Raw genomic sequence first — 22,543 nt, 5'->3', positions numbered from 1 at the left:
ACTGCTGGCGAATCCTGCCTGGGATCGTCCAGTGTGGCTCTTGACTGGCGCGTGATTCAGCGACCGGCCCAGGTGGTCAGCAAGTGGTTGAAGGCATCGGCATTCTCATACTGCACCCAGTGCCCGCAGTCCGGGATCAATGTCTGGCGCGCGCACAAGGTGTTGTCGTTGCAAGCCGCACGGACCTCGGCCCATCGATCTCGGCACAGCACATCCTGCTCGCCCCAGATGCACTCGAAATCACACTGAAGTGCGCGCACGGTGGTGGCGCATGCGTCGGTGGTCACGAGCCTGCGGGAGCGCATGCGGTCGCGCGCGGCATTGGTCATTTGAAGGGCGATGGTGTCGTCGTTGATCTGCGCTGGTTCATGGATCATGATCGCCGCGAGGTTGGCGCGGTGTGCTGCGGCGCGTACTTCGGGAGAGAAGGTTGTGCGCATCGAGGGCAGTGGAATGCCACGCCCGTGGGCCAGCGGTAGCACCGGCAATCCCACGAGCAGCAGGCGGGAAACCAGACCGGGTTGTTCTGCTGCGAGCAGCGTGGCCACGAGTGACCCGAAGGAAAACGCCACGATCTCGTGGGGTCCTGGCCCCAGCACCTCGCCCAGTCCGAGCGCCAGCGGGGGCAACACCGCGTCTGCATCGAACCCACCGTGAGGGGACGCTGAGTCTCCGAACCCGGGCAGGTCGGGCGCCCAGACCTGGCGGCCGGCCAACAGCAGCGCCGGGATGTTTCGGACCCAGTGCGTCCAGCTGCCGCTGCCGCCGTGCAGCAGCACCACCGGTTGGCCCTCGCCCCAGCAGCGCCACACCATGACACCGTCGCCGCAAGGTGTCGTTGTGGTGCGCGACCGTGCCAGCAGTTCCTGCGCAGCGGCGGGCAGAGCGCCTGTTGCCCATTCCGGAGCGGCACTCATGCCCGGGCCCATTGCCGGGAAATGAAGCTGCAGGTCGCCAGCAACAGTTGCGCGCATTCCACCACGTTGTTTTCCATGCGGTGCCTTGGCCCGGCGATCGCCACGGCCAGTGTCTCGGAATGCACGTTGAGGAAGGCCGACACGGCCCACACATCCGGCACGTTTTCGCCCCGGGTGACGAAGTAGCCGCGCCGCCGGCTCTCCAGGATGTCGTTGATGAGCAGGTCGTTGTCGGTGATGGTCGCGGCCGTCACGGCGGGCAGTGGGCGCTCGGCCATCTGTGTTCGCAGCTCGGATTCCTTGAGGCTGCCCAGCAAAGCCTTGCCAATGGAGCTGGAATGCAGTGGTTTGAACTCGCCTGGTTTGGACGAGTAGCGGATCGAATGCGGGCTCTCGACCACCTGCAGGTAGATCACCGCGTCGCCCTGGCGTTTGCCCAGGATCACGGTCTCCCGCGAGGTGTCGCGCAGCCGCTCCAGCAAGGGCATCACGTGCTCGACAAACGGGTCGTGGTGGTGGATTTCGCTGGCGATGTCGAAGAAGCGCCGGGTGGGGTAGAGCGCTCGGGGGCGGCTGAGCGAGTACAGGTGGCCGCGCGCCGTGAGCGTGGCAACGATCGCATGGCAGCTGCTCTTGGGAATGCCGGTGATGTCGGCCAGATCGGTCAGTGACATGGGTTTCTGCACCTTCTGGAAGGCCTCAAAGATGTCCAGCACCCGACCCACAGCAGTGACCGCCACGCCACCGGAAGGGCCAGGTACAGCAGATCCATCAGCCTTGGTGTGTTCAGCTGGTTGAACAAGTTGTTCGAAATCCAAGGTTTTCTCCTTTGAGGTGGAAGTTTGTTCGAAATGTCGAATTTATATTCTTCCACAAGAACAGTTGCAAACCTAACATGCGCCCCATGCCAACCCAAACCACAGAAACAACCGACACTCAGGTGCGCGTCATCGAGCATCCTTATGGCGCGGTCTGGGTGACCGTGGACCGCGCCCACAAACACAACGCACTGGCCCGCCCGGTGCTGGCCGACCTGGCCACCGCCGTCCGGGAGGCCGGTCAGCGTGCCGACGTCCGCTACATCGTCGTGACCGGCGCCGGCGACCGCTACTTCGCCGCCGGTGGCGATCTGCGGGACTTGGCCAACGTGCGCGACGAACCCGCCGTGGTGGCCATGATGGACGACGCCTGCGCCGCCCTGGATGCCGTCCGCCATTGCCCGGTGCCGGTGCTGGCCTACCTGAACGGTGACGCCATCGGCGGCGGCGCGGAACTTGCGCTGGCCTGCGACATGCGCCTGCAGGCCGGCCATGCGCGCATCGGCTACATCCAGGCCAAGCTGGCCATCACCTCGGCTTGGGGCGGCGGCCCCGACCTGTTCCGGTTGGTCGGCCCGGCGCGCGCCATGCGAATGATGAGTCGCTGCGAACTGGTGGGCGCCGAGCAGGCGCTGGCCTGGGGCCTTGCCGATGCGGTCATCGCCGACGGGCCCAGCGGCGCCGACATCGCGGCCTTCACGAAACCCCTCGACGCCTGCCCGGCGCAGGTGCTGCGCGGCATCAAGGCGCAAGCCATCGCCTCCAGGCAGGGCCAGGGCTGGCAGCAGCACCGCCGTGTCGAACAGCAGCACCTGACCCAGACCTGGTTGCACGACGACCACTGGTCGGCTTCCGAAAAGCTTCTTTCCAAAGGCGCGTGATGAACATGAGAGACCAGAAACTCGCTGTTCCCCTGGCCGAGCCGGTGCTCAGCCCGGTCAACCGCAGCGGCATTCCGGTGCCGCCCAGCGTGGACGCCAGCGCCGTGCAAGCCGAGCGCATCGGCAACCCCGGCGAGTACCCGTTCACCCGGGGCATCTTCCCCGATGGCTACCAGGGCCGCCTGTGGACGATTCGCCAGTACTCGGGCTTTGGCACCGCCGAAGAATCCAACGAGCGCTACAAGTTTTTGCTGGACCAGGGCCAGACCGGCCTGTCGGTCGCGCTCGATTTGCCCACCCAGTGCGGCTATGACCCGACCCACCCCATGGCCCGCCCTGAGATCGGCAAGGTCGGAGTTTCGCTGTCCAACCTGAGCGAAGCCGAGATCCTGTTCAAGGACCTCGACCTGTCGAAGATCTCGACCTCGTTCACCATCAACGGCACCGCCGCCATCATCTACGCCATGTACCTGGCGGTGGCCGACAAGCAGGGTGTGCCGCGCAGCAAACTCACCGGCACGATCCAGAACGACATCCTCAAGGAGTACGTGGCGCGGGGCACCTGGATCTTTCCTGTGCGGCCCTCCATGCGGCTGATCGCCGACTCCATCCTTTACTCGAACGAGGTCACGCCGCGCTTCAACCCCATCAGCATCGCCGGGGCGCACGTGCGCGACGCTGGTGCCACCGCCGCCGAGGAGATGGCCTACACGCTGGCCAACGGGTTGGCCTATGTGGACGAGCTCCAGGCGCGCGGAGGTGACGTGGAGAAGTTTGCCAAACGCCTGTCATTTTTCTTCTATGTGCACATGGACTTCTTCGAGGAGATCGCGAAGTTCCGGGCCGGGCGGCGGCTGTGGGCCCGCTTCATGAAGGAGCGCTATGGCGTGAAGGACCCCAAGGCCCAGCACCTGCGCTTCGGTGTGGTGTGCGGCGGCTCATCGCTGGTCGCGCCTCAGCCCTACAACAACGTGGTGCGGGTGGCGGTGGAAACCATGGCGGCGGTGTTCGGCGGCGCCCAGTCGATCTTTACCTGCGCGTTTGACGAAGCCTTCCAGATTCCGACCGAGTTTTCGGCCGAGCTGGCGGTTCGCACCCAGCAGATGATCGCCTTCGAGAGCGGCATTGCCCGCACCGTGGACCCGCTGGGCGGCAGCTACTTTCTGGAGCAGCACACCGACCGCATGGAAGAGATGATCCTCAAGGTGATGGGTGAAATCGATACCTACGGAGGTGTCGAGAAGGCCATCGAAGACGGCTGGATCCAGATGCGTCTGGCCGAGCGCGGGCTGGAGCGCAAGCTCGACACCGACAGCGGGCACCACGTCATCGTCGGGCAGAACCACTTTCGCAAGACCGACGAAGAAATCAAGGTGGGCGAGGTCTTCAAGCTCGATTCCACCATCGCACAGCGCGCGCTCGACAAGTTTCAGCGCGTGCTCGACACCCGCAGCCAAAGCGCCGTCGATGCCGCGCTGACCCGCCTGTCCCAGGCTGCGGCCAATGACAGCGAAAACGTCATGCCCTACCTCGTGGACTGTTGCCACGCCTACGCCACCGTGGGCGAGATGGTGGCCTGTCTGAAAAAGGAATGGGGCGAATTCAAGGAGCCGGTGAACCTATGACACAAATCAAAGAAGCGCGTCCGCTCGCGGGCCGCCGCATCCTGATTGGCAAGCCCGGCCTCGACGGCCACGACATCGGCGCCAAGATCGTGGCGCTCACGCTGCGCGACGCCGGCGCCGAGGTGATCTACACCGGTCTGCGCCGCAGCCCCGCCCAGATTGCCCAGGTGGCGGTGGACGAGGGCGTCGACGCCGTGGGCCTGAGCATCCTGTCGGGCAGCCACAAGGAGCTGGTGGGTGACGTGATCGCCGCCTTGCGCGACGCCAAGGCCCATGACGTGAAGGTGTTTGTCGGCGGCACCATCCCGGCCGAAGACCAGGCCTTCCTGCACGAACTGGGCGTGGCGGCCGTTTTCACCGCCGATATGCCACTGGGCACCGTGGTGGCGAAACTGGCGGCGAGCTTCTCATGAGCGGCCCGCTCGCCGGTGTGCGCATCATCGAGGTCGGCCACATGCTGGCCGGCCCCTATTGCGGCCTGCTGCTGGCCGACATGGGTGCCGAGGTGATCAAAATCGAACCCCCCGAGGGCGACATCGCGCGCAAGGTGAGCCCGCATTTCATCGGTCCCCACAACGCTTACTTCACCAGCCTCAACCGCAACAAGAAAAGCGTGGTGCTGGACCTGGCCTCACCGGCCGGCCGCGCCGAGCTGGAAAGCATTGCCGCGAGTGCCCATGCGCTGGTGACCAACCTGCGGCCCTCGGCCATCAAGAAACTGGGGCTGACCTACGACGCGCTGCGCACCTGCAACCCGTCCCTTGTTTGCGTTGCGCTCACCGGCTACGGCCTGGAAGGCCCCTATGCCGAGAGCCCTGCCTACGACTACGTGATCCAGGCGATCACCGGCGTGATGTCGCTCACCGGCGAGCCCACGTCGCCACCCACCAAGGCGGGCTATTCGGCGGTGGACAATTCCGCCGGCATCGTGGCTGCCATGGGGCTGCTGGCCAAGCTGGTGGAGGGCAAGGGTGGGCAGGTCGATGTGGCCATGTACGACGTGATGCTGTCGCAGCTGAACTACCTGGCCGGCGCTGCGCTCAACACGGGCGAGGTGGTGGAGCGCCTGGCCAATTCGTCGCACCCCTACATGGTGCCGGCCCAGATATTCCCCACCGCCGACGGCTGGCTCACGCTGTTCATCACGCACGACAAGTTCTGGCGGACTTTCTGCAACGAGGTCGGCCAGACTGGCTGGATCACCGACCCGGTGTTCGCCACCATGGCCAGCCGGCGCGAGAACCGCAGCCGCGTGCTGGCGGCGATCGGCGAGGTCCTGATGCAGGCACCGGCCGCCGAGTGGGTGCGCCGCCTGGTGCCGCTCGGCGTGGTGGCGTCGGAAATCGGCACGCTGGTGCAGGCGCTGGACAGCGATCTGGCGCGCTCGCGCCAGATGGTGGTGGCGCTCGGTGATGGCAGCCATCCTCTACGTGCCGTGGCCAGCCCGCTGAAATTCAACGGCCATGTGCCCAGCTACGGCCTGCCGCCGTTGCTGGACCAGCACCACGCCGACGTGTTGGGTGGAGTCCGCGCGTGACACGCCCACCGCTGGACCGCCACACACTCGGCCGGGCACTGACCACGTTGGCCAATGCCTGCGCCACCGACCTGCTGCACCGCAGCCCGTCGCAGGCGCCGGCCCAGCTTGCGCGTCGCATCGGGCTGACCGGTGCGCCCGGTGCCGGCAAGAGCACGCTGGCGGGCCTCCTGGCGATGCACCGGGCAACGCATCTGGACAGCGAGCGCCGCATCGGCGTGCTGGCCATTGACCCCAGCAGTCCCCGCTCGGGCGGCGCGATCCTCGGTGACCGCATCCGCATGGACGAGCTGCAAGGCAGCGGCGATCTCTACATCCGGTCCATCGGTTCGCGATCCACGTCCGACGGCCTGTCGGACAACCTGCCCGAGATGCTGGACCTGATGGATCAACACGGCTTCGACGAGGTGCTGCTCGAAACCGTGGGCGTGGGCCAGGCCGAGTACGCGGCGCGCGTGCAGGTGGACACCCTGGTGCTGGTGCTGCTGCCCGACAGCGGCGACGTGGTGCAGGCAATGAAGGCCGGAATCATGGAGATGGCCGACATCTTTGTGGTCAACAAATCCGACCTGTCTGGCGCACAGCGCATGGCGGCCGACATCCAGCGCATCGCGGCGGTGTCACGGGTCGCCGCAGACCGCTGGCGCCCGCCGGTGCTGCTGGCTTCGGCCCGCCAGCCCGATTCGGTGGCGGCGCTGTCCGACACCATCGACCGGCACCAGCAGTGGCTGGTCCAGGCGGACCGTCACACCTCGCTGCTGGACAGCCGCAGCCGTTACCGCTTGCGCCGACTCATCGAGCGCCGCCTGAGCGAAGCGGTCAACGAACTGGATGCCCAGTTGCTGCGTGCCCCGATGGCGCAGCAGGTGGACGCGGTGCTGGCGGCTTTCGCCAGTTTTCAGTCACTTTAATTTGAACCAGGAGACAACAACATGATGAATCAATGGAAAACTTGGACACGTGGCCTTGCGGTGGTGGCGCTGTTCCCAACGCTGGGCTTTGCGCAGGCGCAAAGCCACGCTGACTGGCCGAACCGGGCGGTGAAGATCATCGTGGCGTACCCAGCGGGACAGAGCACGGACATTGCCACACGCTACTTCGCCGAGAAGCTCTCACGCGCGCTCGGCCAGGGCTTCGTCGTGGACAACCGCCCAGGCGCCTCCGGCAACATCGGCACCGCAGCCGCCGCGCGAGCCACCCCCGACGGCTACACCCTGGTCATGGGCGCCTCCGGCACCCACGCCATGAACCCCGCGCTGTTCCCCAACCCCGGGTTTGACGCCGACAAAGACTTCGACGCCATCGCGCTCACCGCCCTGATCCCCTTCGCCATCTCGGCCAGCGCCGGTGCGCCCGTCAACTCCCTCACCGAACTCATCGCACTGGCCAGGAGCAAGCCCGGCACGGTGGACGCGGCCATCCCCAGCGTCACCGGGCAACTGGTGCTGGAGATGCTCAAGCAGCGCGACGTGCCGCTCTTTGGCATCCGCTTCAAAGGCTCGGCCGATGCCATGACCGCCACACTGGGTGGCCACGTGCCGGTGCTCATCGACACCGTGGCGGCCACCCGCACCCAACTGGGCAAGGTCAAGGTGCTCGCGGTGACCACGACCACACCCATGGCCTCGATGCCCGGGGTGAAGACCGCCAGCGAACAAGGCCTGCCCAACTTCACCATCGCCGCGTGGAACGCGCTCATGGTGCCCAAGGGCGTGCCCGCCGAGATCCAGCTCAAGCTGGCCACAGAGATGCGCAAGATCCTGGACCTGCCCGAGACCCAGAAAGCCCTGGGAGACCTGGGCTTCGAACGCGCCCCGGCGCTCAACCCCACCGAACTCACCGCCTGGCTGCGCGAAGAGCGGCGCAACTACGCCCAGGTGATCCAGAGCGCGCACATGAAACCCGATTGAGTGGCGCCCCACACAGCACAGACCACACCGCACACAGGAGACAACGAACATGATACAGACCCAGATCCAGACCAGCCCGCTGCATTCCGACTTTGCCGTGCAGGTGCACGTGGCCATCCAGGACATCGTGGACGATCCGGCAGCCATCGCCGAACTCAAGGCCATCTGGCAGAAGTCACCGGTGATGATCTTCCGGCGCCAGGCGCTGGACGAGGCCGAGCTGGTGCGCTTCACCGAGCACTTCGGCAAGTGCGAGACCTCCGGGCGCAAAGACATCCAGTCGCCGTACCACGACCAGATCATCTACTTCAGCACATTGAAATATTCGGACGGGCGCTTCGTGGGTGGCTTCGCGGGTGGAGAGGACGTGGACTGGCACTCCGACCAGACCTTCCAGGTGCGCCCGGCCACCGGCGCCATCCTGTACGGCACGGAGGTGCCGCGCGACGGCGGGGACATCTACTGGGCCGACCAGTACGGTGCCTGGGAACGGCTGCCTCAAGACATCCAGCAACTGATCGAAGGGCGCAACGGCACCTGCCGCTACGCCAAGCGCTACGCGCTGCTCAACACGCTGGAGCTGCAGGACAAGGCCAGGGCCAACGCGATGCTGAGCCTGCCGGATGCGACGCACCCGCTGGTGCTGAGGCACCCGCACACCGGGCGCAAGGCGCTGTACGCGGACCCGACCACGCTGATCGGGATCGAGGGGCTGTCGGAAGAAGAGAGCGCGCGGGTGCTGCCGATCCTGTTCGCGGCGGGGGGGCACCCATCGCTGGCGTACCGGCACAAGGTGCACAACGGCGATCTGATGATGTGGGACAACGGCTGCACGATGCACCGGCGAGACCCGATGAAGCTGGACCAGCCGCGCCTGATGAAGCGCACCACCTTCCGCCTGGCGGCCACCGATTACTGCACTCCTCACGCTTGAGGCAGGGCATTGACCACACAGGAGCCAGGACATGACACGGGTATGCATTGTGGGAGCCGGCGCGGTGGGCGGCTATGTGGGGGCGCATCTTTCCAAGGCGGGCGTGGACACGGTCCTGGTGGACGCATGGCCCGAGCATGTGGAGACCCTGCGCCGTCAGGGCATTTCAGTGAGCGGCATGAACGGCGCGGGCTCGGTGGACACACCGGTGCGTGCGCTGCACATCGGCGACATGCACCAGCTGGTGCGGGAGCGGCCCATCGACGTGGCCTTCATCGCAGTGAAGTCGTACGACACGCTGTGGGCGACGCAGCTCGTATTGCCTTACCTGGCGTCCAACGGCTGCCTGGTCTCGCTGCAGAACGGCATCAACGAAGACGCCATCGCCAGCGTGGCGGGTTGGGGCCGCACCCTGGGCTGCTCCGTCAGCGCGCTGGCCGCCGAGCTGGTGGCACCGGGCCACATCGTGCGCAATTCACCGCTGGGCGACGAGAAGAAGCCGGGCATGCGCATCGGCGAAGTGCATGGACGGGTGACGCCGAGGGCCGAGTTGATCGGTGGCTTGCTCGCGCACGGCGACACCTGCAAGGTGACCCACAACCTCTGGGGCGAGCGCTGGTCCAAGCTCACCATCAACGCCATGCGCAACGGTGTGTGCGCACTGACCGGTCTCACCGGCAAACAACGCGACAACAACGACGTGGCGAGGAACCTCAGCATCCGGCTGGGCAGCTCCTGCATCCGCGTCGGGCGGGCGCTCGGTCTGGCGCTGGAGCCCGTGGGCGGGCTGGACCTCGACCTGCTGGCGCGCTCCGACGACGACCCGACCGCGTTCGACGCCATCACCGAGATGATCATGGCCGTGGCCAACTCGCGCAGCGATGCGCAACGCCCCTCGATGGGGCAGGACATCGGCAAGGGCCGCCGCACCGAGACCAATGACATCAATGGCCTGGTGGCACGACGTGGTGGCGAGGTCGGCATCGACGTCACGCTGCACCAGCGCGTGAACGAAACCATTCAGCGAATCGAGCGCGGCGAACTGACGCCCAGCCCGGAGCTGTTGAAGGCGATCGTGGCATGAGCGCCGCGCACCTGGCTTCCGCGCCGACAGCGCGCCCAGCGGCGTTTCGACTGCCTGCGGGTGCGTGCGACTGCCATTTTCATGTTTTCGATGCTGCGCGCTACCCCTATGCGCCGCAGCGGCATTACACGCCGCCCGACGCGACCTTGTCGAGCTACCTGACCTTGTGTGAGCGCTTCGGCATTGAGCGCAGCGTTCTGATCCACCCGACCGTGTTCGGCGCCGATCACCAGAGCTTCGAAGACATCCTGCGGCAACACGAGGGGCACATGCGGGGTATTGCGGTCGTGGCGCCCACCACGCCCGAGGCCGACATCGAGCGCTGGCACCGCCTGGGCGCGCGTGGCACCCGCATCACCACCATGTTCTCCGCCCCACCAGACATGCAGACGGTGGAGGGGATCGTGGCCAAGGTCAGGCCGTTCGGCTGGCATGTCCAGCTGCTGGTCGATGTGGTGCAGCAGCCCGACCTGGTCGCGCAGGTGCAGGCCATGGGCGTGACTGTGGTTGTGGACCACATGGGGCACCACGCGGCAGCAGCCATTGGCCAGAGCGCGGGCTTTGCCAACCTGCTCGCACAGCTGGCCGAGGGGACGGCATGGGTCAAACTGTCGGCCCCCTACCGTGTGTCGCCGCAATGCCATGCCGATGCCGACGTGCGGCGTCTCGCCGAACGGTACGTCAGGACCAACCCACAGCGCCTGCTGTGGGGAACGGACTGGCCCCACCCTTCCAGCCCGCATGCGGTGCCGGACGATGAGCAACTGGTGTCGCTGGTGCCCGACTGGCTGCCGGACGACCGTGTGCGCGAAACGGTGCTGGTGCACAACCCCACGCACCTGTACTGGCAAGAACCCTCACAAGGGTGATGAGCTTTTTCCCTTCAACACAAGGAGACAATGGTGACCTTCCGCAAAACTTTCATGTCCGTTTGTCTGGCCACTTTGGCCATGGTTCTTGCTGTGCCCACGGCCCTTGCTCAACCGGCCAAAACCGTCATCAAGCTGGGCTGGGCCACGGCGGATGGACCGCAGGACCCGTCGGCCATCGGTGCGCGCGCCTTCAAGACGGCGCTTGAAGCATCGAGCAAAGGCACGATCGAGGTGCAGCTGTTTCCCAACCGGCAACTCGGGGACGAGAAGCCCATGATGGAGGGCATGCGCTTCGGCACCGTGGACGCCGCCATCATCACCAACGCGGTGGTGGCGCAGATGGAACCCGGGTTCCAGCTCAACGATCTGCCTTTCCTGTACGCCAGTGAGGTCCAGGCCCGCACCGTGCTGGACGGCAACGTGGGCAAAGAGCTGTCCAAGCGCCTGGAGGCCAAGGGCATCACCGTGCTCGGCTACATGGAAGCCGGCTTTCGCCACATGATCAACAACAAGAAGCCCGTTCAGACGCCGGCCGACGTGATCGGGGTCAAGTACCGCGTCATGCAGAACCCGGTGTTCATCGACATGTTCACCTCGCTCGGTGGCTCTGCCGTGCCCATGGCCTGGGGCGAGACCTACACCGCCGTACAGCAGGGCATGGTGGATGGTCTTGAGCTGCCGCTGGCCTTCATCGACTCGCTGAAGGTCTACGAGGTGACCAAGTACCTCTCACAGACCAACCACACCTACACGGCCCTGGAACTGCTGATTGGCAACCGCACCCTGGGCAAGCTGTCGGCGGAGCAGCGCAAGGCCGTGACCGATGCCGCCAGGGTGGCCGTGGCCGAGCAGCGCAAGGCCAACTTTGAGCATGGTCTCCAGATGGTTGGTGTGTTGCAGAGCAAGGGCATGAAGGTCAACACGGTTTCCGACCCGGCTGCCTTCCGCAAGGCGGTGGCACCGATGTACGAAAAATTCAAGCCAGGCATCGGCGCCGACCTGATGACCATGGCCCTTGAACAGGTGAAGTGAATGGCGCTGTTCATGAAGCAGGGCACTGCACTGGCGCCCTTTGTGCACGGCACCTGTGATCATCTGTTGCGCCTGGTTCGCTGGGCCGTGCTGGGTCTCACAGGGGTCATGCTCGTGTCGCTGTCGCTGCAGGTGGTGATGCGCTACGTGTTCGGGCATGCCGCCAGCTGGACCGAAGAGCTGGCGCTGGCCTGCTTCACCTGGGGCACGCTGCTGGCGATTGCGGCCGGCGTGCGCGACGCCATCCATGTTCGCATGGATCTGCTGGTGGACCGCCTGCCCGAACCGCTGCGAACGGGCATGGAACGGCTGGTCTCGCTGGCCATCGCGTTCACCGGGGTGTTCACCGCCTGGTCGGGGGTGCGCTACGTGGCGGATTCAACGGGGTTCACCTCGGCCGCCATCGGTTACCCCCTGACCGGTCTCTACGCCGCTGCACCGGTGTGCGGCGTGCTCGTCGCGGTGTTTGCCCTCGAACATGCCCTGCTGGGGCCTGGCGCCAGGCCGGACGCTTCAACAACTCCCACCAACTGAACCATGTCCATCACCGCCTGGATTCTCACAGCGGGCTTCACCGGCCTGGTGCTGCTCGGGGTGCCCTTCGCGTTTGCGATCGCCCTCAGCGTGATCGCGGTCCTGCTCACCGTGGGCATCGAGCCCATGCTGCTGCCCCAGACCATCGTGGCGGGCACGCAGAGCTTCACGCTGTTGGCCATTCCCTTCTTCATGCTGGCGGGTGAGCTCATGAGCGCGGGCGGTTTGTCGCAACGCCTGGTGCGGGTGGCCGAGGTCTTCGTGCGCCACCTGCCCGGGGGCCTGGGTCTGGTGGTGATCGTGGCCGCGCTCATCTTTGCGGCCGTCAGCGGTTCGGCGCCGGCCACCACGGCGGCCATCGGTGCCGTGATGATCCCGGCCATGACCGAGCGCGGGTACAGCCGGGCCTACGCCACCGCGCTCGTGGTGAGCGCGGGTGTGCTGGCGCCGCTGATCCCGCCTTCCATCGCATTCGTGATCTGGGGGGTGATCGCGGAACAGTCGATCGCGAAGCTGTTTCTCTCGGGTGTGCTGCCCGGCCTGCTGATGGCGCTGGGCATGGCGGTCATTGTCGTGGCCCATGCGCTGCGCAGTCCGCAACCCAGGGAGCCACGGGCGACCTGGCCGGAGGCGGTGGCGGCCTTGCGCGAGGGTATGTGGGCGTTGCTCGCGCCGGTGGTGGTGCTGGGGGGGATCTACGGCGGGGCCTTCACGCCGACGGAAGCTGCGGTCGTCGCCTGCCTTTACGCGCTGTTTGTCGGTGTTGTGATCGAGCGCCGGTTGAGTTGGAGCCAGCTGCCACAGGTGGTGTCTCGTGCCATGGCCATCAGTGCCATCGTGATGGCCATCATCGTGGTCTCCAGCGGCTTTGGCTTTCTGGTCGCGCAGGAGCAGCTGGCCAACCAGCTGGCCAGCTGGCTGGCGCAGCATGTCCATGAGAAATGGATGATGCTGCTGGCGCTGAACATCGGCTTCTTCCTTCTCGCCGCCGTGATGGACGAGATCGCGATCATGGTCATCCTGGGGCCGATGCTGATCAGCATCGCCAACCAGTTCGGCGTTGATCCGATCCACTTCGGCGCCATGATGGTCACCAACGTGGCCATCGGCATGGCGGCGCCACCCATAGGGTATTGCCTTTTTGTGGGCATGGCCATCAGCGGGGTCAAGCTCTGGCCTGTGGCGCGGGCCATCACGCCCTTTGTGCTGATGATGCTGGTGGTGCTGGCGGTCGTCACCTATGTGCCGACCTTCGCTCTGGCACTGGTCAAGTGACACTCTCTTCGCCTGGACACACAGTATGACGGATCTGGTAGCGGCGCTGCGTGCGCTGGTGGGCGACGCCCATGTGCTGACGCTGCCCGACGATATGGCGGCCTACAACACGGACTGGCGCCGCAAGTACCTTGGACGGGCCAGGGCGGTGGTGCGGCCCGGTAGCACCGCCGAGGTGGCGGCCGTGATGGCGCTCGCCCATGACCGGGGTGTCGCCGTGGTGCCGCAGGGTGGCAACACCGGTCTGTCGGGTGGTGCCACGCCCGACGCCTACGGGCAGCAGCTCGTGCTGAACCTGTGCCGCCTGAACCGCATCCGCCACATCGACGCAGCCAACGACACCGTGGTGGTGGAGGCCGGGGTGACGCTGCAGGCGCTGCAGGATGCCGCGCGCGGGGCAGGGCGCCTGTTTCCGCTGTCGCTGGCCGCGCAGGGCAGCTGCACGGTGGGTGGCAACCTGGCCACCAACGCGGGTGGAACGGCGGTGCTGCGCTACGGCAACATGCGCGAGCTGACCCTGGGCCTCGAAGTGGTGACGCCGGATGGACAGGTCTGGAATGGCTTGCGCGCCTTGCGCAAGGACAACACTGGCTACGACCTGAAGCAGCTCTACATTGGTTCGGAAGGCTCGCTGGGCGTGATCACGGCGGCGGCACTCAAGCTGTTCGCGCCGCCCAGGGCCACGCTGACCGCGATGATGGCGCTGCCGTCGCTGACCGACGCGGTGACGCTGCTGACCCAGGCGCGCCTGGCGCTGGGCCCGGCACTCACGGCGTTCGAGGTCATATCGAACGCCTGCGTGCCCTTGCTGGCGAGGCACTTTCCCGCTCTGCGCTGGCCGTTCGCCACGAATCATCCTCTTGCTGTGCTGCTGGAGGTGTCGGATCACCATGGCGAAGCCGGTGCCCGGGATGCCCTGGAGCGGGTGCTGGGTCTTGCCATGGACGTGGGCACGGTGGTGGACGGGGTGGTGGCCGAGTCGCTGTCTCAGTCCCGGCAGTTGTGGGCGCTGCGTGAACACATCTCGGAGGCACAGGGGCTGGATGGGCCGCACATCAAACACGACATTTCACTGCCGGCGTCTCACGTAGCCACGTTCGTGGGCGACGCCGAGGCCTTGGTGGCCCGCGCCGCGCCGGGCGCCCGGGTCGCCTGGTTCGGGCACCTGGGGGACGGCAACCTGCACTTCAACGTGCTCGCGCCGCCGGGCAGTGATGCGGCGGCGTTTGCCGAGCGGCAGCCCGAAATCAACCGGCTGGTCCACGACCAGGTCGTCGCCTTTCAAGGTTCGATCAGCGCAGAACACGGCCTGGGGCAACTGCGCCGCGACGAAAATGCCCGCTACAAAAGTGAGCTTGAACTCGCGCTAATGCAGGCGGTCAAGCAGGCGCTCGATCCGCTGGGCCTGATGAATCCGGGCAAGGTGATCTCGCCCCAATGACGACCGCCGTCAGGGTAGGACGGCAAGTCTGGCGAAACGCCCTCATGCCGTGGGCAGGTGTCGTTGTTGCGAGGCCCTCACGGCCGCCAACCGGTACAGATCCTGAAGCTTGATGTCCTGGCTGGCCAATGCGACGCGCGAGCAATACGCCCATTGTTCGTGTGCCACCAGCGCGCCCGCCGCCACCGCCAGATCCAGCCGCAGCAAGGCCAGCCGGCCATGGCCGAAGGCGATGCTGCGGGTCAGCAGCATCAGTGCGGACTCCTGGGTGCGGGTGCGAGCAGCATCGCTCGCACCCGAGTGCAAGCCCTTGCGCAGATCGCGTTTGAGGGATCGGACGGCGTCTCGTTTCATGGTCGTTGGTAAGCTGTCGGAACGGGTGCCAGTTTGTCCCAGCGCGTGCCGCCCAGGCGCTGGCGCAGACCGAAGTTTTCAACGGTTGAAACAATGCAGGCACAGCTTCTGAAAAGTTCAATATGTGAAACTGAAATGGGCATGGGCATCCCTGTGCGGGTGACGGGGGGCTAACGTAGCGCCACCTGTCCTCGGCTTGCACCGGGGAGGGATTTACCAACCAGGAGACAGACATGGCATTGAGCACACGAATCACCCGGCGCGTCAGCGCCGCCTGCTTGCTGGCGACGGCGCTGATGGCAGCAGGACCAGCCGCCGCCGCTGACAACTGGCGCGCCTACACCTACAACGCCGTGGCCACGGTCACCTCGGTGAAGGGGCTCAATGCCATGCTGGAGGCGGTCCAGAAGGAAACGCAGGGCCAGCTCGCCGTCCGCCTGAACCTGGGGGGCACCTTGCCCATCGCCGCGACCAACATCACGCAGGCTGTGGGCGACAATGTGGTGCAGATGGGCGATGACGCATTTTTTGTCGGCAGTGTGCCCGTGGGTGGCATCGTGCGGCTGCCCATGTTTCTGCCGGCGCGCAGTGAATTCGAAAAGGCCTGGGACATCGAGTCCACCTACCTGCGGGCGGAGTTCAACAAACGCAACATCGTGCTGCTCGGACGCTACATCTTTCCTGAGAACGTGATGTGGTCGAAGAGGAAGCTCACCTCGCTGGCCGACATTGCCGGGCAGAAGATCCGCGTGATCTCGCCCGAGCAGGCCGAGTTCATCAAGGTGTTGGGGGGCATTCCCGTGACTCTGGGCACCTCTGAGGTGGCTGCAGGCATTGACCGCGGCGTCATTGATGGCGCGTTGACCGCCAGCTCGGGCTACGGCTACGTCTGGCGCGACCTGCTGAAGTACAGCTACCGCCTCAACGTGAGCTTCGTGGATTCGCTGATCCTGGTGAACAAGGATGCCTGGGACAAACTCTCGCCCGATACACGCACCAAAGTGCAAGCCCTGGTGACCGAACACACGGCCAAGATCTCTGCGGCCATGGCCGCAGAGGACCAGGAGCTCACCAAGAAGTTGGCTGAGGGAGGCATGGTCATCACCGAACCCAGCAAGGCCGAACTGGCCGATGCCGAGCGCCGCATCGCACCGTACTGGAAGGAGTGGGGCGAGAAGCGCCCGGCCGCCGCCGAGGCCTTGCAGAAGGTGCGCACCGCCGTGGGGCGCTGAAATGGGGGCCCCCTCCCGTGTCGAGGCCTTCGAAAACCTGGACTTTGACAGCGCCGACGCAGACGCCTTCAGCCCGGATGAAGGCCTTGCGGCCACCGTGTGCCGCTGGATCAGCCAGTGGATCGTGGTCGGTCTGGTGGTGATGATGGGTGCCGAGATGCTGGTTCGTAGCGCGTTCGGCTGGTCGATCCAGTTCAGCAACGAAGTCGGTGGCTACGCCCTGGTGGCCATCGCCTTTCTCTCGCTGGGATCGGGGCAGTTGATGCACGCCTACCACCGGGTGCACTTTGTCGAGAACCGGCTGTCGCCGGCCGGGCGCGCCCGGCTGCGGCTGGGTTTCGATCTGGCGGCCCTGGGGGTTGCCCTGGTGCTGTTCGGCGAGTTCGCGCGTTTCGAATGGATCACCTGGAAATCGGAAGACGTGGCGGCCACCAGTCTGATGACGCCGCTGTGGGTGCCGCGCCTGGCGATGCCGGTCGGTGCGCTGGTGCTCACCTGGGCGCTGCTGCGCACCGTGGCAGCAGACTGGAGGCGCCTGCGCGCGGTCTCCGGCAACAAGGACGTGTGATGTTTGGCGAATACCAGATTGTTTTCATCTTCGTGTTGTTCATCGGCCTGCTGGGGGTGGGCATGGCGGTGCCGTTCGCCATCTTGCTGCCAGGCCTGGTTTATCTCTACCTGCAGGGCGGCATCGGCGCCTTGCATGGCCTGGGCCTGACCAGCTGGGGCAGCATGGACGCCTACACACTGACCTCGATTCCGCTGTTTGTGCTGATGGCAGAAATTCTGCAAGGCAGTGGCCTGGGCCTGCGGGTGTACGGCGGACTGTCGCAATTGGTGCGCAAGGTGCCGGGCGGTCTGTTGCAGACCAATGTGGCGGGGTGTGCTGTTTTTGCAGCGGTCAGCGGATCGAGCATCGCCACGGCGGCGGCCATCGGAAAAGTGGCGTTGCCGCAGTTACATGCGCGTGGCTACGACGCCCGTCTGTCGACTGGTTCTCTCGCGGCCGGTGGCACGCTGGGCATCCTGATCCCGCCATCGATCGCGATGATCGTGTACGCCACCTTCACCGAAACCTCGGTCGCCAAGCTGTTCATGGCAGGCATCGTGCCGGGCATCGTGCTGACCTTGTTGTTCATGGCGTACATCGCCGTGGCAGCAGTGCTGCGCCCTGGTATCGCCCCGCGTGAGGAGGGTGCGCTGTCTCGGCAGGTCGTGCTGCGTGCGCTGATCGATGTTGTGCCTTTCATGTTGCTGATCGTCGGCATCATGGGTGCCATCTACACCGGCATTGCCACCCCGACCGAGGCCGCTGCGGCGGGTTGCATCTTTGCCTTGCTGATTGCGAAGCTGTTTGGCGAACTGCCATGGCACGAGTTCAAGGCGTGCCTGAAGCGCTCGACCCTGGCGGTGAGCAACATCCTGTTCATCACCTATGCAGCTTTCATCTTTTCTTACGCCATGAGCTATGCGGGCGTGGGTGAAGAGGTCACCAGTTTCATCATCGGAATGAAACTTAACAAGTTTGAGTTCTTCGTGGCGCTGTTGATCCTGTTCACGGTTCTGGGGGCGCTGGTCGAGAGCCTGGGCATGATTGTCATCACCGTTCCGCTGCTCTACCCGCTGCTGCACAACTATGGAATTGATCCGGTCTGGTTCGGCATCATCGTGGTGCTGTTCATCGAGATGGGCCAGATCACACCGCCGATTGGCATCAACCTGTTTGTGATCCAGAGCATCTCACGCGGGAATCTGTCCGACGTGGTGATGGGCACGGTACCGTTTCACCTGCTGATGTTCCTCTTGTTGCTGATGCTGGTGGTCTGGCCTGAGCTGGCGCTCTGGCTGCCCAGCCAGGTGTCTGGCGGCTGACTACTCACCCGGAAGGCGTCCCATGTTTGCTCCCCCCGAAAGACTGAAGGCCGAGGTGTTCACCCGCATCCCCGAGCGCTTCCGCTCCCACACCCGTGAAAGCGAATGGGCCCGCACCCAGCTGCACGGCGCCGCGGCGCCGGTGTTTCTGGAGGGGCCCTCATTCGACCGAGACGGCAACTTGTGGGTCGTGGACATCCCCTGGGGGCGCATCTTCCGCATCGATCCACAAGGCGGCGTCGAACTGGCGGCGGAGTACGACGGCGAACCCAATGGGCTGAAGTTTCACCCCGACGGCAGCGCTTTCATTGCCGACTACCGCCACGGCATCATGGTGCTTGACCCCCGCACCGGCCGTATCGAACCCCACCTTGAGCGAGCCCGGCTGGAACGGTTCAAGGGCTGCAACGACCTGTTCTTTGCCTCCAACGGCGACCTCTACTTCACCGACCAGGGCCAGACTGGCCTGCACGACCCAAGCGGCCGACTGTTCCGCCTGCGCCCGTCGGGGCAACTCGACGTGGTGCTGCAGGGCATTCCCAGTCCCAACGGGCTGGTGATGAACCTGGACGAGACCGCGATTTACCTGGCAGCCACGCGCGACAACGCCATCTGGCGCGTGCCGCTGATGGCCGACGGCACCGCCACCAAGGTCGGTGTGTACATCCAGATGTCTGGCGGCGGTGGGCCGGACGGCATCGCGCTGGACGAACAAGGCGGCCTTGCCGTGTGCCACGTCGGGTTCGGTGCGGTGTGGCTGTTCAGCCCGCGTGGCGAGCCGCTGTACCGCATCGACTCGCCCGAGGGGATCTACACCACCAATTGCGCCTATGGCGGCAGCGACGGCCGCACGCTGTACATGCTGGAGTCGCGTAGCGGCTGCGTGTTCGCCACACGCGTGCCGGTGGCCGGACGGCCGATGCACTCGCACGTGGTGCGCTGACGCAGCGAACACCGCGCGGCCTTGGTGCAAACCTGTATGGCGCTCGGTAGGTGCCGGTAAGACAATGCCAGCACCATGAACCTTGCACTTCTTGCGCTGGAGCAACCGGCCTCCGGCTCCGATCGCGCCGGTACACAGAGCCTGGGACGGGGCATCAAGCTCATGCGCATGATCGCCGCGCGGCCGGAGTTCGGCTGGCGCCTCTCCGACCTTGCCGCCGCATGCCACCAGGACAAGGCCACGGTGCACCGCATGCTGGCCTGCATGGTGGACGAGCGCCTGGTCGAGCAGCGCGCTAGCGATCGGCACTACCTGCCGGGCCCCTTGATGTACGAACTGGGTCTGGCGCTGCCCGAGCGCACCCAGTTTCATCTCAAGGCCGAGGTGGCGGTGCAGGCGTTTGCCCGACGCATGGCGGGCATTTCCTTGTTGTTGCTGCGCAGTGGGAACGAATACGTCTGCAGCGTGCGTGCGGGCAGCTTGCCGCTTTCGGGCCTGATGGTGCACCCGGGCACCCGCCGGCCCCTGTTCACGTCGGTGGGCGGTGTCGCGATCCTGCAGACATTGCCCGAGCGTGAGGTGCGTGAGGTGCTGTTGGACAACGTTGCCCAGGAGGTCGCGCGCCGTGGTGCCGGGCGGCTGGAAGCGCTGCAGAAAATGCGCGAGCGATCGGACCGTCACGGATTTGGTGTCAATCTCGGCGACGTGGTGCCGGGCCTGCACGCGTTTTCGGTGCCGGTGCGCGACGGTCGCGGTGAAGCCTTCGCCGCGCTGTGCCTGATGGGTACGGCCGAGCTGTATGGCGAAGATCGCCTGGCCTTGTTGCGCGACGAATTGCAGGCCGTTGCGGGCAAGCTATCGACCGAGGCCGCGACCTTCAACCTCTGAAGCGGTGGCGCGCGTGCGCCCAGTGTCCAGGCCGTACGTTCGACAGTGGGCCGTGCACAAGTTCAATATGTGAAACGACCGACGCGCAGGCACTTCGCGCCAGCGAGGTGCGCGCTTATGGTGGCGGCAGAGAGACAAAACGCCGCGCCATGAACATCCAATCTGCTGTCAACCTCGAAGACATGCGCCTGCTGGCCCGGCGCAAGTTGCCGCGCATCGCCTTCGACTTCATAGATGGCGGCGCCGACGACGAGCGCTGCCTGCAGCGCAACCGCGAGGCTTTCGGGCAATACCGGCTGTTGCCGCGCTATTTGCGCGACGTGAGCCAGCGCGACCAGTCGGTCGAGCTGTTCGGTCGCCGCTACAACAGCCCCATGGGCATCTCGCCCACGGGCCTGGCCGGTCTGTGGCGGCCCGACGCCGATCTGATGCTGGCCGCCGCCGCGCGCGATGCCAACGTGCCCTTCCTGTTGTCCAGCGCCGCCAACGCTTCGCTCGAAGACGGCATGCGGGTGGCGCCCGAGCACGTCTGGTTTCAGATGTACTGCACGAGCAACGAGCAGATCAACGAAGACCTGGTGCAGCGGGCCATCCGGTCGCAGGTGGGTGTGTTGGTGATCTCGGTGGACGTGCCGGTGAACTCCAATCGGGAGCGCAACCGACGCAACGGTTTTTCGAGGCCCCTGCGCATGACGCCCGCGGTGGTGCTCAATGCCATGGGCCACCCGGCCTGGGTGCTGCGTTACCTGCGCACTGGCGGTATTCCGATGATGCGCAACTGGATGCCCTATGCCCCGGACAGTGCCAGCGCGAGCCAGGTGGCCGACATGTACGGCACCTTGACGCCGGCGCCAATGGTGAACTGGGAACACATCCGCCGCATCCGCGATGTGTGGAAGGGGCCGCTGGTGATCAAGGGCCTGATGCACCCAGACGACGCACGCGAGGCGGTTGGCCTGGGCGTCAACGGCCTGGTGGTGTCCAACCACGGCGGGCGCCAGCTTGACGCCGCACCTTCGCCGCTGGAGGTGCTGCCTCTGATCCGGCACGCGGTGGGGGAGCGGGTGACCCTCATCCTCGACAGCGGCGTGCGCCGAGGCTCGGACGTGGTGATGGCGCGTTGCCTGGGTGCGCACTCCGTGATCTTCGGTCGACCGACGCTGTACGGCGTGGCCGCCGGCGCGCAGGCTGGCGTGGCCCGCGTGCTTCAGATCGTGCGCAACGAGGTGGACATGGTGATGGCGCAGATCGGTTGCCGCAACTTCAATGATCTGGATGCGAGTTACCTCTGGCCCGAGGTCCAATCGCGCGCTGACACCCTGAACGACGATTCAGCGTCCAACCTCTACAAGTTGCCTGGTTGCGAGAAGAGCGGCGCAACTACGCCCAGGTGATCCAGGCTGCCCACATGAAGCCCGACTGACTCGCGGGTGGACATCAAGACCCAACGACACAGGAGACAACGAAGATGAAATCCATTCAGACCAGCCCGCTGCATTCCGACTTTGCCGTGCAGGTGCACGTGGCCATCCAGGACATCGTGGACGATCCGGCGGCCATCGCCGAACTCAAGGCGATCTGGCAGAAGTCACCGGTGATGATCTTCCGGCGCCAGGCGCTGGACGAGGCCGAGCTGGTGCGCTTCACCGAGCACTTCGGCAAGTGCGAGACCTCCGGGCGCAAAGACATCCAGTCGCCGTACCACGAGCAGATCATCTACTTCAGCACATTGAAGTACTCGGACGGGCGCTTCGTGGGTGGCTTCGCGGGTGGAGAGGACGTGGACTGGCACTCCGACCAGACCTTCCAGGTGCGCCCGGCCACCGGCGCCATCCTGTACGGCACGGAGGTGCCGCGCGACGGCGGGGACATCTACTGGGCCGACCAGTACGGTGCCTGGGAACGGCTGCCTCAAGACATCCAGCAACTGATCGAAGGGCGCAACGGCACCTGCCGCTACGCCAAGCGCTACGCGCTGCTCAACACGCTGGAGCTGCAGGACAAGGCCAAGGCCAACGCGATGCTGAGCCTGCCGGATGCGACGCACCCGCTGGTGCTGAGGCACCCGCACACCGGGCGCAAGGCGCTGTACGCGGACCCGACCACGCTGATCGGGATCGAGGGGCTGTCGGAAGAAGAGAGCGCGCGGGTGCTGCCGATCCTGTTCGAGGCGGGGGGGCACCCGTCGCTGGCGTACCGGCACAAGGTGCACAACGGCGATCTGATGATGTGGGACAACGGCTGCACGATGCACCGGCGAGACCCGATGAAGCTGGACCAGCCGCGCCTGATGAAGCGCACCACCTTCCGCCTGGCGGCCACCGATTACTGCGTCCCCCACGCTTGAAGCAGGAGAACGCAAACATGAGCACTTCACAGGTGTATCTCAAGGTA

Annotated in this window: 23 protein-coding genes; 20 read left to right on the top strand and 3 right to left on the bottom strand. The window is 65.6% G+C overall.

Annotation, left to right across the window (positions count from 1 at the left end):
* Window positions 1-56: 56 nt before the first annotated feature.
* Complete coding sequence (locus IM738_RS10710; RefSeq protein WP_236965842.1) at window positions 57-917, bottom strand: alpha/beta fold hydrolase; 861 nt, start codon at window positions 915-917, stop codon at window positions 57-59.
* Window positions 914-1,633, bottom strand: coding sequence for an IclR family transcriptional regulator (locus IM738_RS10705; protein WP_272907870.1), 720 nt, complete (start codon window positions 1,631-1,633; stop codon window positions 914-916). Before IM738_RS10705 ends, IM738_RS10710 begins: the two co-directional genes overlap by 4 nt.
* Window positions 1,634-1,821: 188 nt before the next feature.
* Here IM738_RS10705 and IM738_RS10700 point away from each other — a divergent pair, with 188 nt between their 5' ends.
* From IM738_RS10700 to IM738_RS10640, 13 genes are all read left to right on the top strand, one after another.
* The gene (locus tag IM738_RS10700) at window positions 1,822-2,616 is read left to right on the top strand and encodes an enoyl-CoA hydratase/isomerase family protein (RefSeq protein WP_236965840.1); all 795 of its coding nucleotides are present in this window, start codon (window positions 1,822-1,824) and stop codon (window positions 2,614-2,616) included.
* Window positions 2,616-4,241, top strand: coding sequence for an acyl-CoA mutase large subunit family protein (locus IM738_RS10695; RefSeq protein WP_236965839.1), 1,626 nt, complete (start codon window positions 2,616-2,618; stop codon window positions 4,239-4,241). Before IM738_RS10700 ends, IM738_RS10695 begins: the two co-directional genes overlap by 1 nt.
* Window positions 4,238-4,654 carry a cobalamin B12-binding domain-containing protein gene (locus IM738_RS10690; RefSeq protein WP_236965838.1) on the top strand — a complete coding sequence of 139 codons (417 nt, stop codon included), beginning with the start codon at window positions 4,238-4,240 and terminating at the stop codon, window positions 4,652-4,654. The genes IM738_RS10695 and IM738_RS10690 overlap by 4 nt, the downstream gene beginning before the upstream one ends.
* Entirely contained in the window at window positions 4,651-5,778 is a 1,128-nt protein-coding gene (locus tag IM738_RS10685; protein WP_236965837.1) for a CaiB/BaiF CoA transferase family protein, read from the top strand. Before IM738_RS10690 ends, IM738_RS10685 begins: the two co-directional genes overlap by 4 nt.
* A complete protein-coding gene (locus tag IM738_RS10680) occupies window positions 5,775-6,689 on the top strand; it encodes an ArgK/MeaB family GTPase (RefSeq protein ID WP_236965836.1) in 915 nt (304 codons plus the stop codon). Before IM738_RS10685 ends, IM738_RS10680 begins: the two co-directional genes overlap by 4 nt.
* Before the next feature lie 24 nt (window positions 6,690-6,713).
* Window positions 6,714-7,688 (top strand): Bug family tripartite tricarboxylate transporter substrate binding protein, encoded by a 975-nt coding sequence (locus IM738_RS10675; protein ID WP_236965835.1) that lies wholly within the window; start codon window positions 6,714-6,716, stop codon window positions 7,686-7,688.
* 49 nt (window positions 7,689-7,737) lie between these two features.
* On the top strand, window positions 7,738-8,622 hold the full coding sequence (locus IM738_RS10670) for a TauD/TfdA dioxygenase family protein (protein WP_236965834.1): 885 nt from the start codon (window positions 7,738-7,740) through the stop codon (window positions 8,620-8,622).
* Between the two features lie 31 nt (window positions 8,623-8,653).
* On the top strand, window positions 8,654-9,706 hold the full coding sequence (locus IM738_RS10665) for a ketopantoate reductase family protein (protein WP_236965833.1): 1,053 nt from the start codon (window positions 8,654-8,656) through the stop codon (window positions 9,704-9,706).
* Window positions 9,703-10,575 (top strand): amidohydrolase family protein, encoded by an 873-nt coding sequence (locus tag IM738_RS10660; RefSeq protein WP_236965832.1) that lies wholly within the window; start codon window positions 9,703-9,705, stop codon window positions 10,573-10,575. The genes IM738_RS10665 and IM738_RS10660 overlap by 4 nt, the downstream gene beginning before the upstream one ends.
* Window positions 10,576-10,656: 81 nt before the next feature.
* Entirely contained in the window at window positions 10,657-11,610 is a 954-nt protein-coding gene (locus tag IM738_RS10655; RefSeq protein WP_236965831.1) for a TRAP transporter substrate-binding protein, read from the top strand.
* Window positions 11,611-12,144, top strand: coding sequence for a TRAP transporter small permease (locus tag IM738_RS10650; RefSeq protein ID WP_226493191.1), 534 nt, complete (start codon window positions 11,611-11,613; stop codon window positions 12,142-12,144).
* 3 nt (window positions 12,145-12,147) lie between these two features.
* Window positions 12,148-13,419, top strand: coding sequence for a TRAP transporter large permease (locus IM738_RS10645; RefSeq protein ID WP_226493190.1), 1,272 nt, complete (start codon window positions 12,148-12,150; stop codon window positions 13,417-13,419).
* A 25-nt stretch (window positions 13,420-13,444) separates the two neighbouring features.
* Window positions 13,445-14,860 (top strand): FAD-binding oxidoreductase, encoded by a 1,416-nt coding sequence (locus IM738_RS10640; protein ID WP_236965830.1) that lies wholly within the window; start codon window positions 13,445-13,447, stop codon window positions 14,858-14,860.
* 42 nt (window positions 14,861-14,902) lie between these two features.
* Here IM738_RS10640 and IM738_RS10635 read toward each other — a convergent pair whose 3' ends face one another.
* A complete protein-coding gene (locus tag IM738_RS10635; RefSeq protein WP_226493188.1) occupies window positions 14,903-15,214 on the bottom strand; it encodes a hypothetical protein in 312 nt (103 codons plus the stop codon).
* A gap of 233 nt (window positions 15,215-15,447) precedes the next feature.
* On the opposite strand from IM738_RS10635, the gene dctP reads away from it, so the two are divergent.
* The 7 genes from dctP to IM738_RS10600 all read left to right on the top strand — a co-directional run bounded on the left by dctP (window position 15,448) and on the right by IM738_RS10600 (window position 22,496).
* Entirely contained in the window at window positions 15,448-16,446 is a 999-nt protein-coding gene (gene dctP, locus IM738_RS10630; protein ID WP_236965829.1) for a TRAP transporter substrate-binding protein DctP, read from the top strand.
* A gap of 1 nt (window position 16,447) precedes the next feature.
* Entirely contained in the window at window positions 16,448-17,014 is a 567-nt protein-coding gene (locus tag IM738_RS10625; protein ID WP_236965828.1) for a TRAP transporter small permease, read from the top strand.
* Window positions 17,014-18,318 carry a TRAP transporter large permease gene (locus IM738_RS10620; protein ID WP_236965827.1) on the top strand — a complete coding sequence of 435 codons (1,305 nt, stop codon included), beginning with the start codon at window positions 17,014-17,016 and terminating at the stop codon, window positions 18,316-18,318. Before IM738_RS10625 ends, IM738_RS10620 begins: the two co-directional genes overlap by 1 nt.
* Before the next feature lie 22 nt (window positions 18,319-18,340).
* Window positions 18,341-19,261 carry an SMP-30/gluconolactonase/LRE family protein gene (locus IM738_RS10615; protein WP_236965826.1) on the top strand — a complete coding sequence of 307 codons (921 nt, stop codon included), beginning with the start codon at window positions 18,341-18,343 and terminating at the stop codon, window positions 19,259-19,261.
* Window positions 19,262-19,336: 75 nt separating this feature from the next.
* Window positions 19,337-20,149, top strand: coding sequence for an IclR family transcriptional regulator (locus IM738_RS10610; protein WP_226493183.1), 813 nt, complete (start codon window positions 19,337-19,339; stop codon window positions 20,147-20,149).
* A gap of 149 nt (window positions 20,150-20,298) precedes the next feature.
* A complete protein-coding gene (locus IM738_RS10605; protein ID WP_236965825.1) occupies window positions 20,299-21,543 on the top strand; it encodes an alpha-hydroxy acid oxidase in 1,245 nt (414 codons plus the stop codon).
* Window positions 21,544-21,617: 74 nt separating this feature from the next.
* The gene (locus tag IM738_RS10600) at window positions 21,618-22,496 is read left to right on the top strand and encodes a TauD/TfdA dioxygenase family protein (RefSeq protein ID WP_236965824.1); all 879 of its coding nucleotides are present in this window, start codon (window positions 21,618-21,620) and stop codon (window positions 22,494-22,496) included.
* Window positions 22,497-22,543 lie beyond the last annotated feature (47 nt).

Origin of the sequence: Hydrogenophaga sp. SL48 (assembly GCF_021729865.1) — a bacterium.
In the GTDB taxonomy this organism is placed as follows: Bacteria; Pseudomonadota; Gammaproteobacteria; order Burkholderiales; family Burkholderiaceae_C; genus Hydrogenophaga.
Note: the sequence above shows the minus strand (reverse complement) of the source record. Positions and strands in the feature narration are given on the sequence as shown.

Bases quoted from the DNA above. Each gene is read 5' to 3' on its own strand.
- IM738_RS10710 (WP_236965842.1), bottom strand. From the start codon at position 917: ATGAGTGCCGCTCCGGAATGGGCAACAGGCGCTCTGCCCGCCGCTGCG.
- IM738_RS10700 (WP_236965840.1), top strand. From the start codon at position 1,822: ATGCCAACCCAAACCACAGAAACAACCGACACTCAGGTGCGCGTCATC.
- IM738_RS10695 (WP_236965839.1), top strand. From the start codon at position 2,616: ATGAACATGAGAGACCAGAAACTCGCTGTTCCCCTGGCCGAGCCGGTG.
- IM738_RS10690 (WP_236965838.1), top strand. From the start codon at position 4,238: ATGACACAAATCAAAGAAGCGCGTCCGCTCGCGGGCCGCCGCATCCTG.
- IM738_RS10685 (WP_236965837.1), top strand. From the start codon at position 4,651: ATGAGCGGCCCGCTCGCCGGTGTGCGCATCATCGAGGTCGGCCACATG.
- IM738_RS10675 (WP_236965835.1), top strand. From the start codon at position 6,714: ATGAATCAATGGAAAACTTGGACACGTGGCCTTGCGGTGGTGGCGCTG.
- IM738_RS10670 (WP_236965834.1), top strand. From the start codon at position 7,738: ATGATACAGACCCAGATCCAGACCAGCCCGCTGCATTCCGACTTTGCC.
- IM738_RS10665 (WP_236965833.1), top strand. From the start codon at position 8,654: ATGACACGGGTATGCATTGTGGGAGCCGGCGCGGTGGGCGGCTATGTG.
- IM738_RS10660 (WP_236965832.1), top strand. From the start codon at position 9,703: ATGAGCGCCGCGCACCTGGCTTCCGCGCCGACAGCGCGCCCAGCGGCG.
- IM738_RS10655 (WP_236965831.1), top strand. From the start codon at position 10,657: ATGGTTCTTGCTGTGCCCACGGCCCTTGCTCAACCGGCCAAAACCGTC.
- IM738_RS10650 (WP_226493191.1), top strand. From the start codon at position 11,611: ATGGCGCTGTTCATGAAGCAGGGCACTGCACTGGCGCCCTTTGTGCAC.
- IM738_RS10645 (WP_226493190.1), top strand. From the start codon at position 12,148: ATGTCCATCACCGCCTGGATTCTCACAGCGGGCTTCACCGGCCTGGTG.
- IM738_RS10640 (WP_236965830.1), top strand. From the start codon at position 13,445: ATGACGGATCTGGTAGCGGCGCTGCGTGCGCTGGTGGGCGACGCCCAT.
- IM738_RS10635 (WP_226493188.1), bottom strand. From the start codon at position 15,214: ATGAAACGAGACGCCGTCCGATCCCTCAAACGCGATCTGCGCAAGGGC.
- dctP (WP_236965829.1), top strand. From the start codon at position 15,448: ATGGCATTGAGCACACGAATCACCCGGCGCGTCAGCGCCGCCTGCTTG.
- IM738_RS10625 (WP_236965828.1), top strand. From the start codon at position 16,448: ATGGGGGCCCCCTCCCGTGTCGAGGCCTTCGAAAACCTGGACTTTGAC.
- IM738_RS10620 (WP_236965827.1), top strand. From the start codon at position 17,014: ATGTTTGGCGAATACCAGATTGTTTTCATCTTCGTGTTGTTCATCGGC.
- IM738_RS10615 (WP_236965826.1), top strand. From the start codon at position 18,341: ATGTTTGCTCCCCCCGAAAGACTGAAGGCCGAGGTGTTCACCCGCATC.
- IM738_RS10610 (WP_226493183.1), top strand. From the start codon at position 19,337: ATGAACCTTGCACTTCTTGCGCTGGAGCAACCGGCCTCCGGCTCCGAT.
- IM738_RS10605 (WP_236965825.1), top strand. From the start codon at position 20,299: ATGAACATCCAATCTGCTGTCAACCTCGAAGACATGCGCCTGCTGGCC.
- IM738_RS10600 (WP_236965824.1), top strand. From the start codon at position 21,618: ATGAAATCCATTCAGACCAGCCCGCTGCATTCCGACTTTGCCGTGCAG.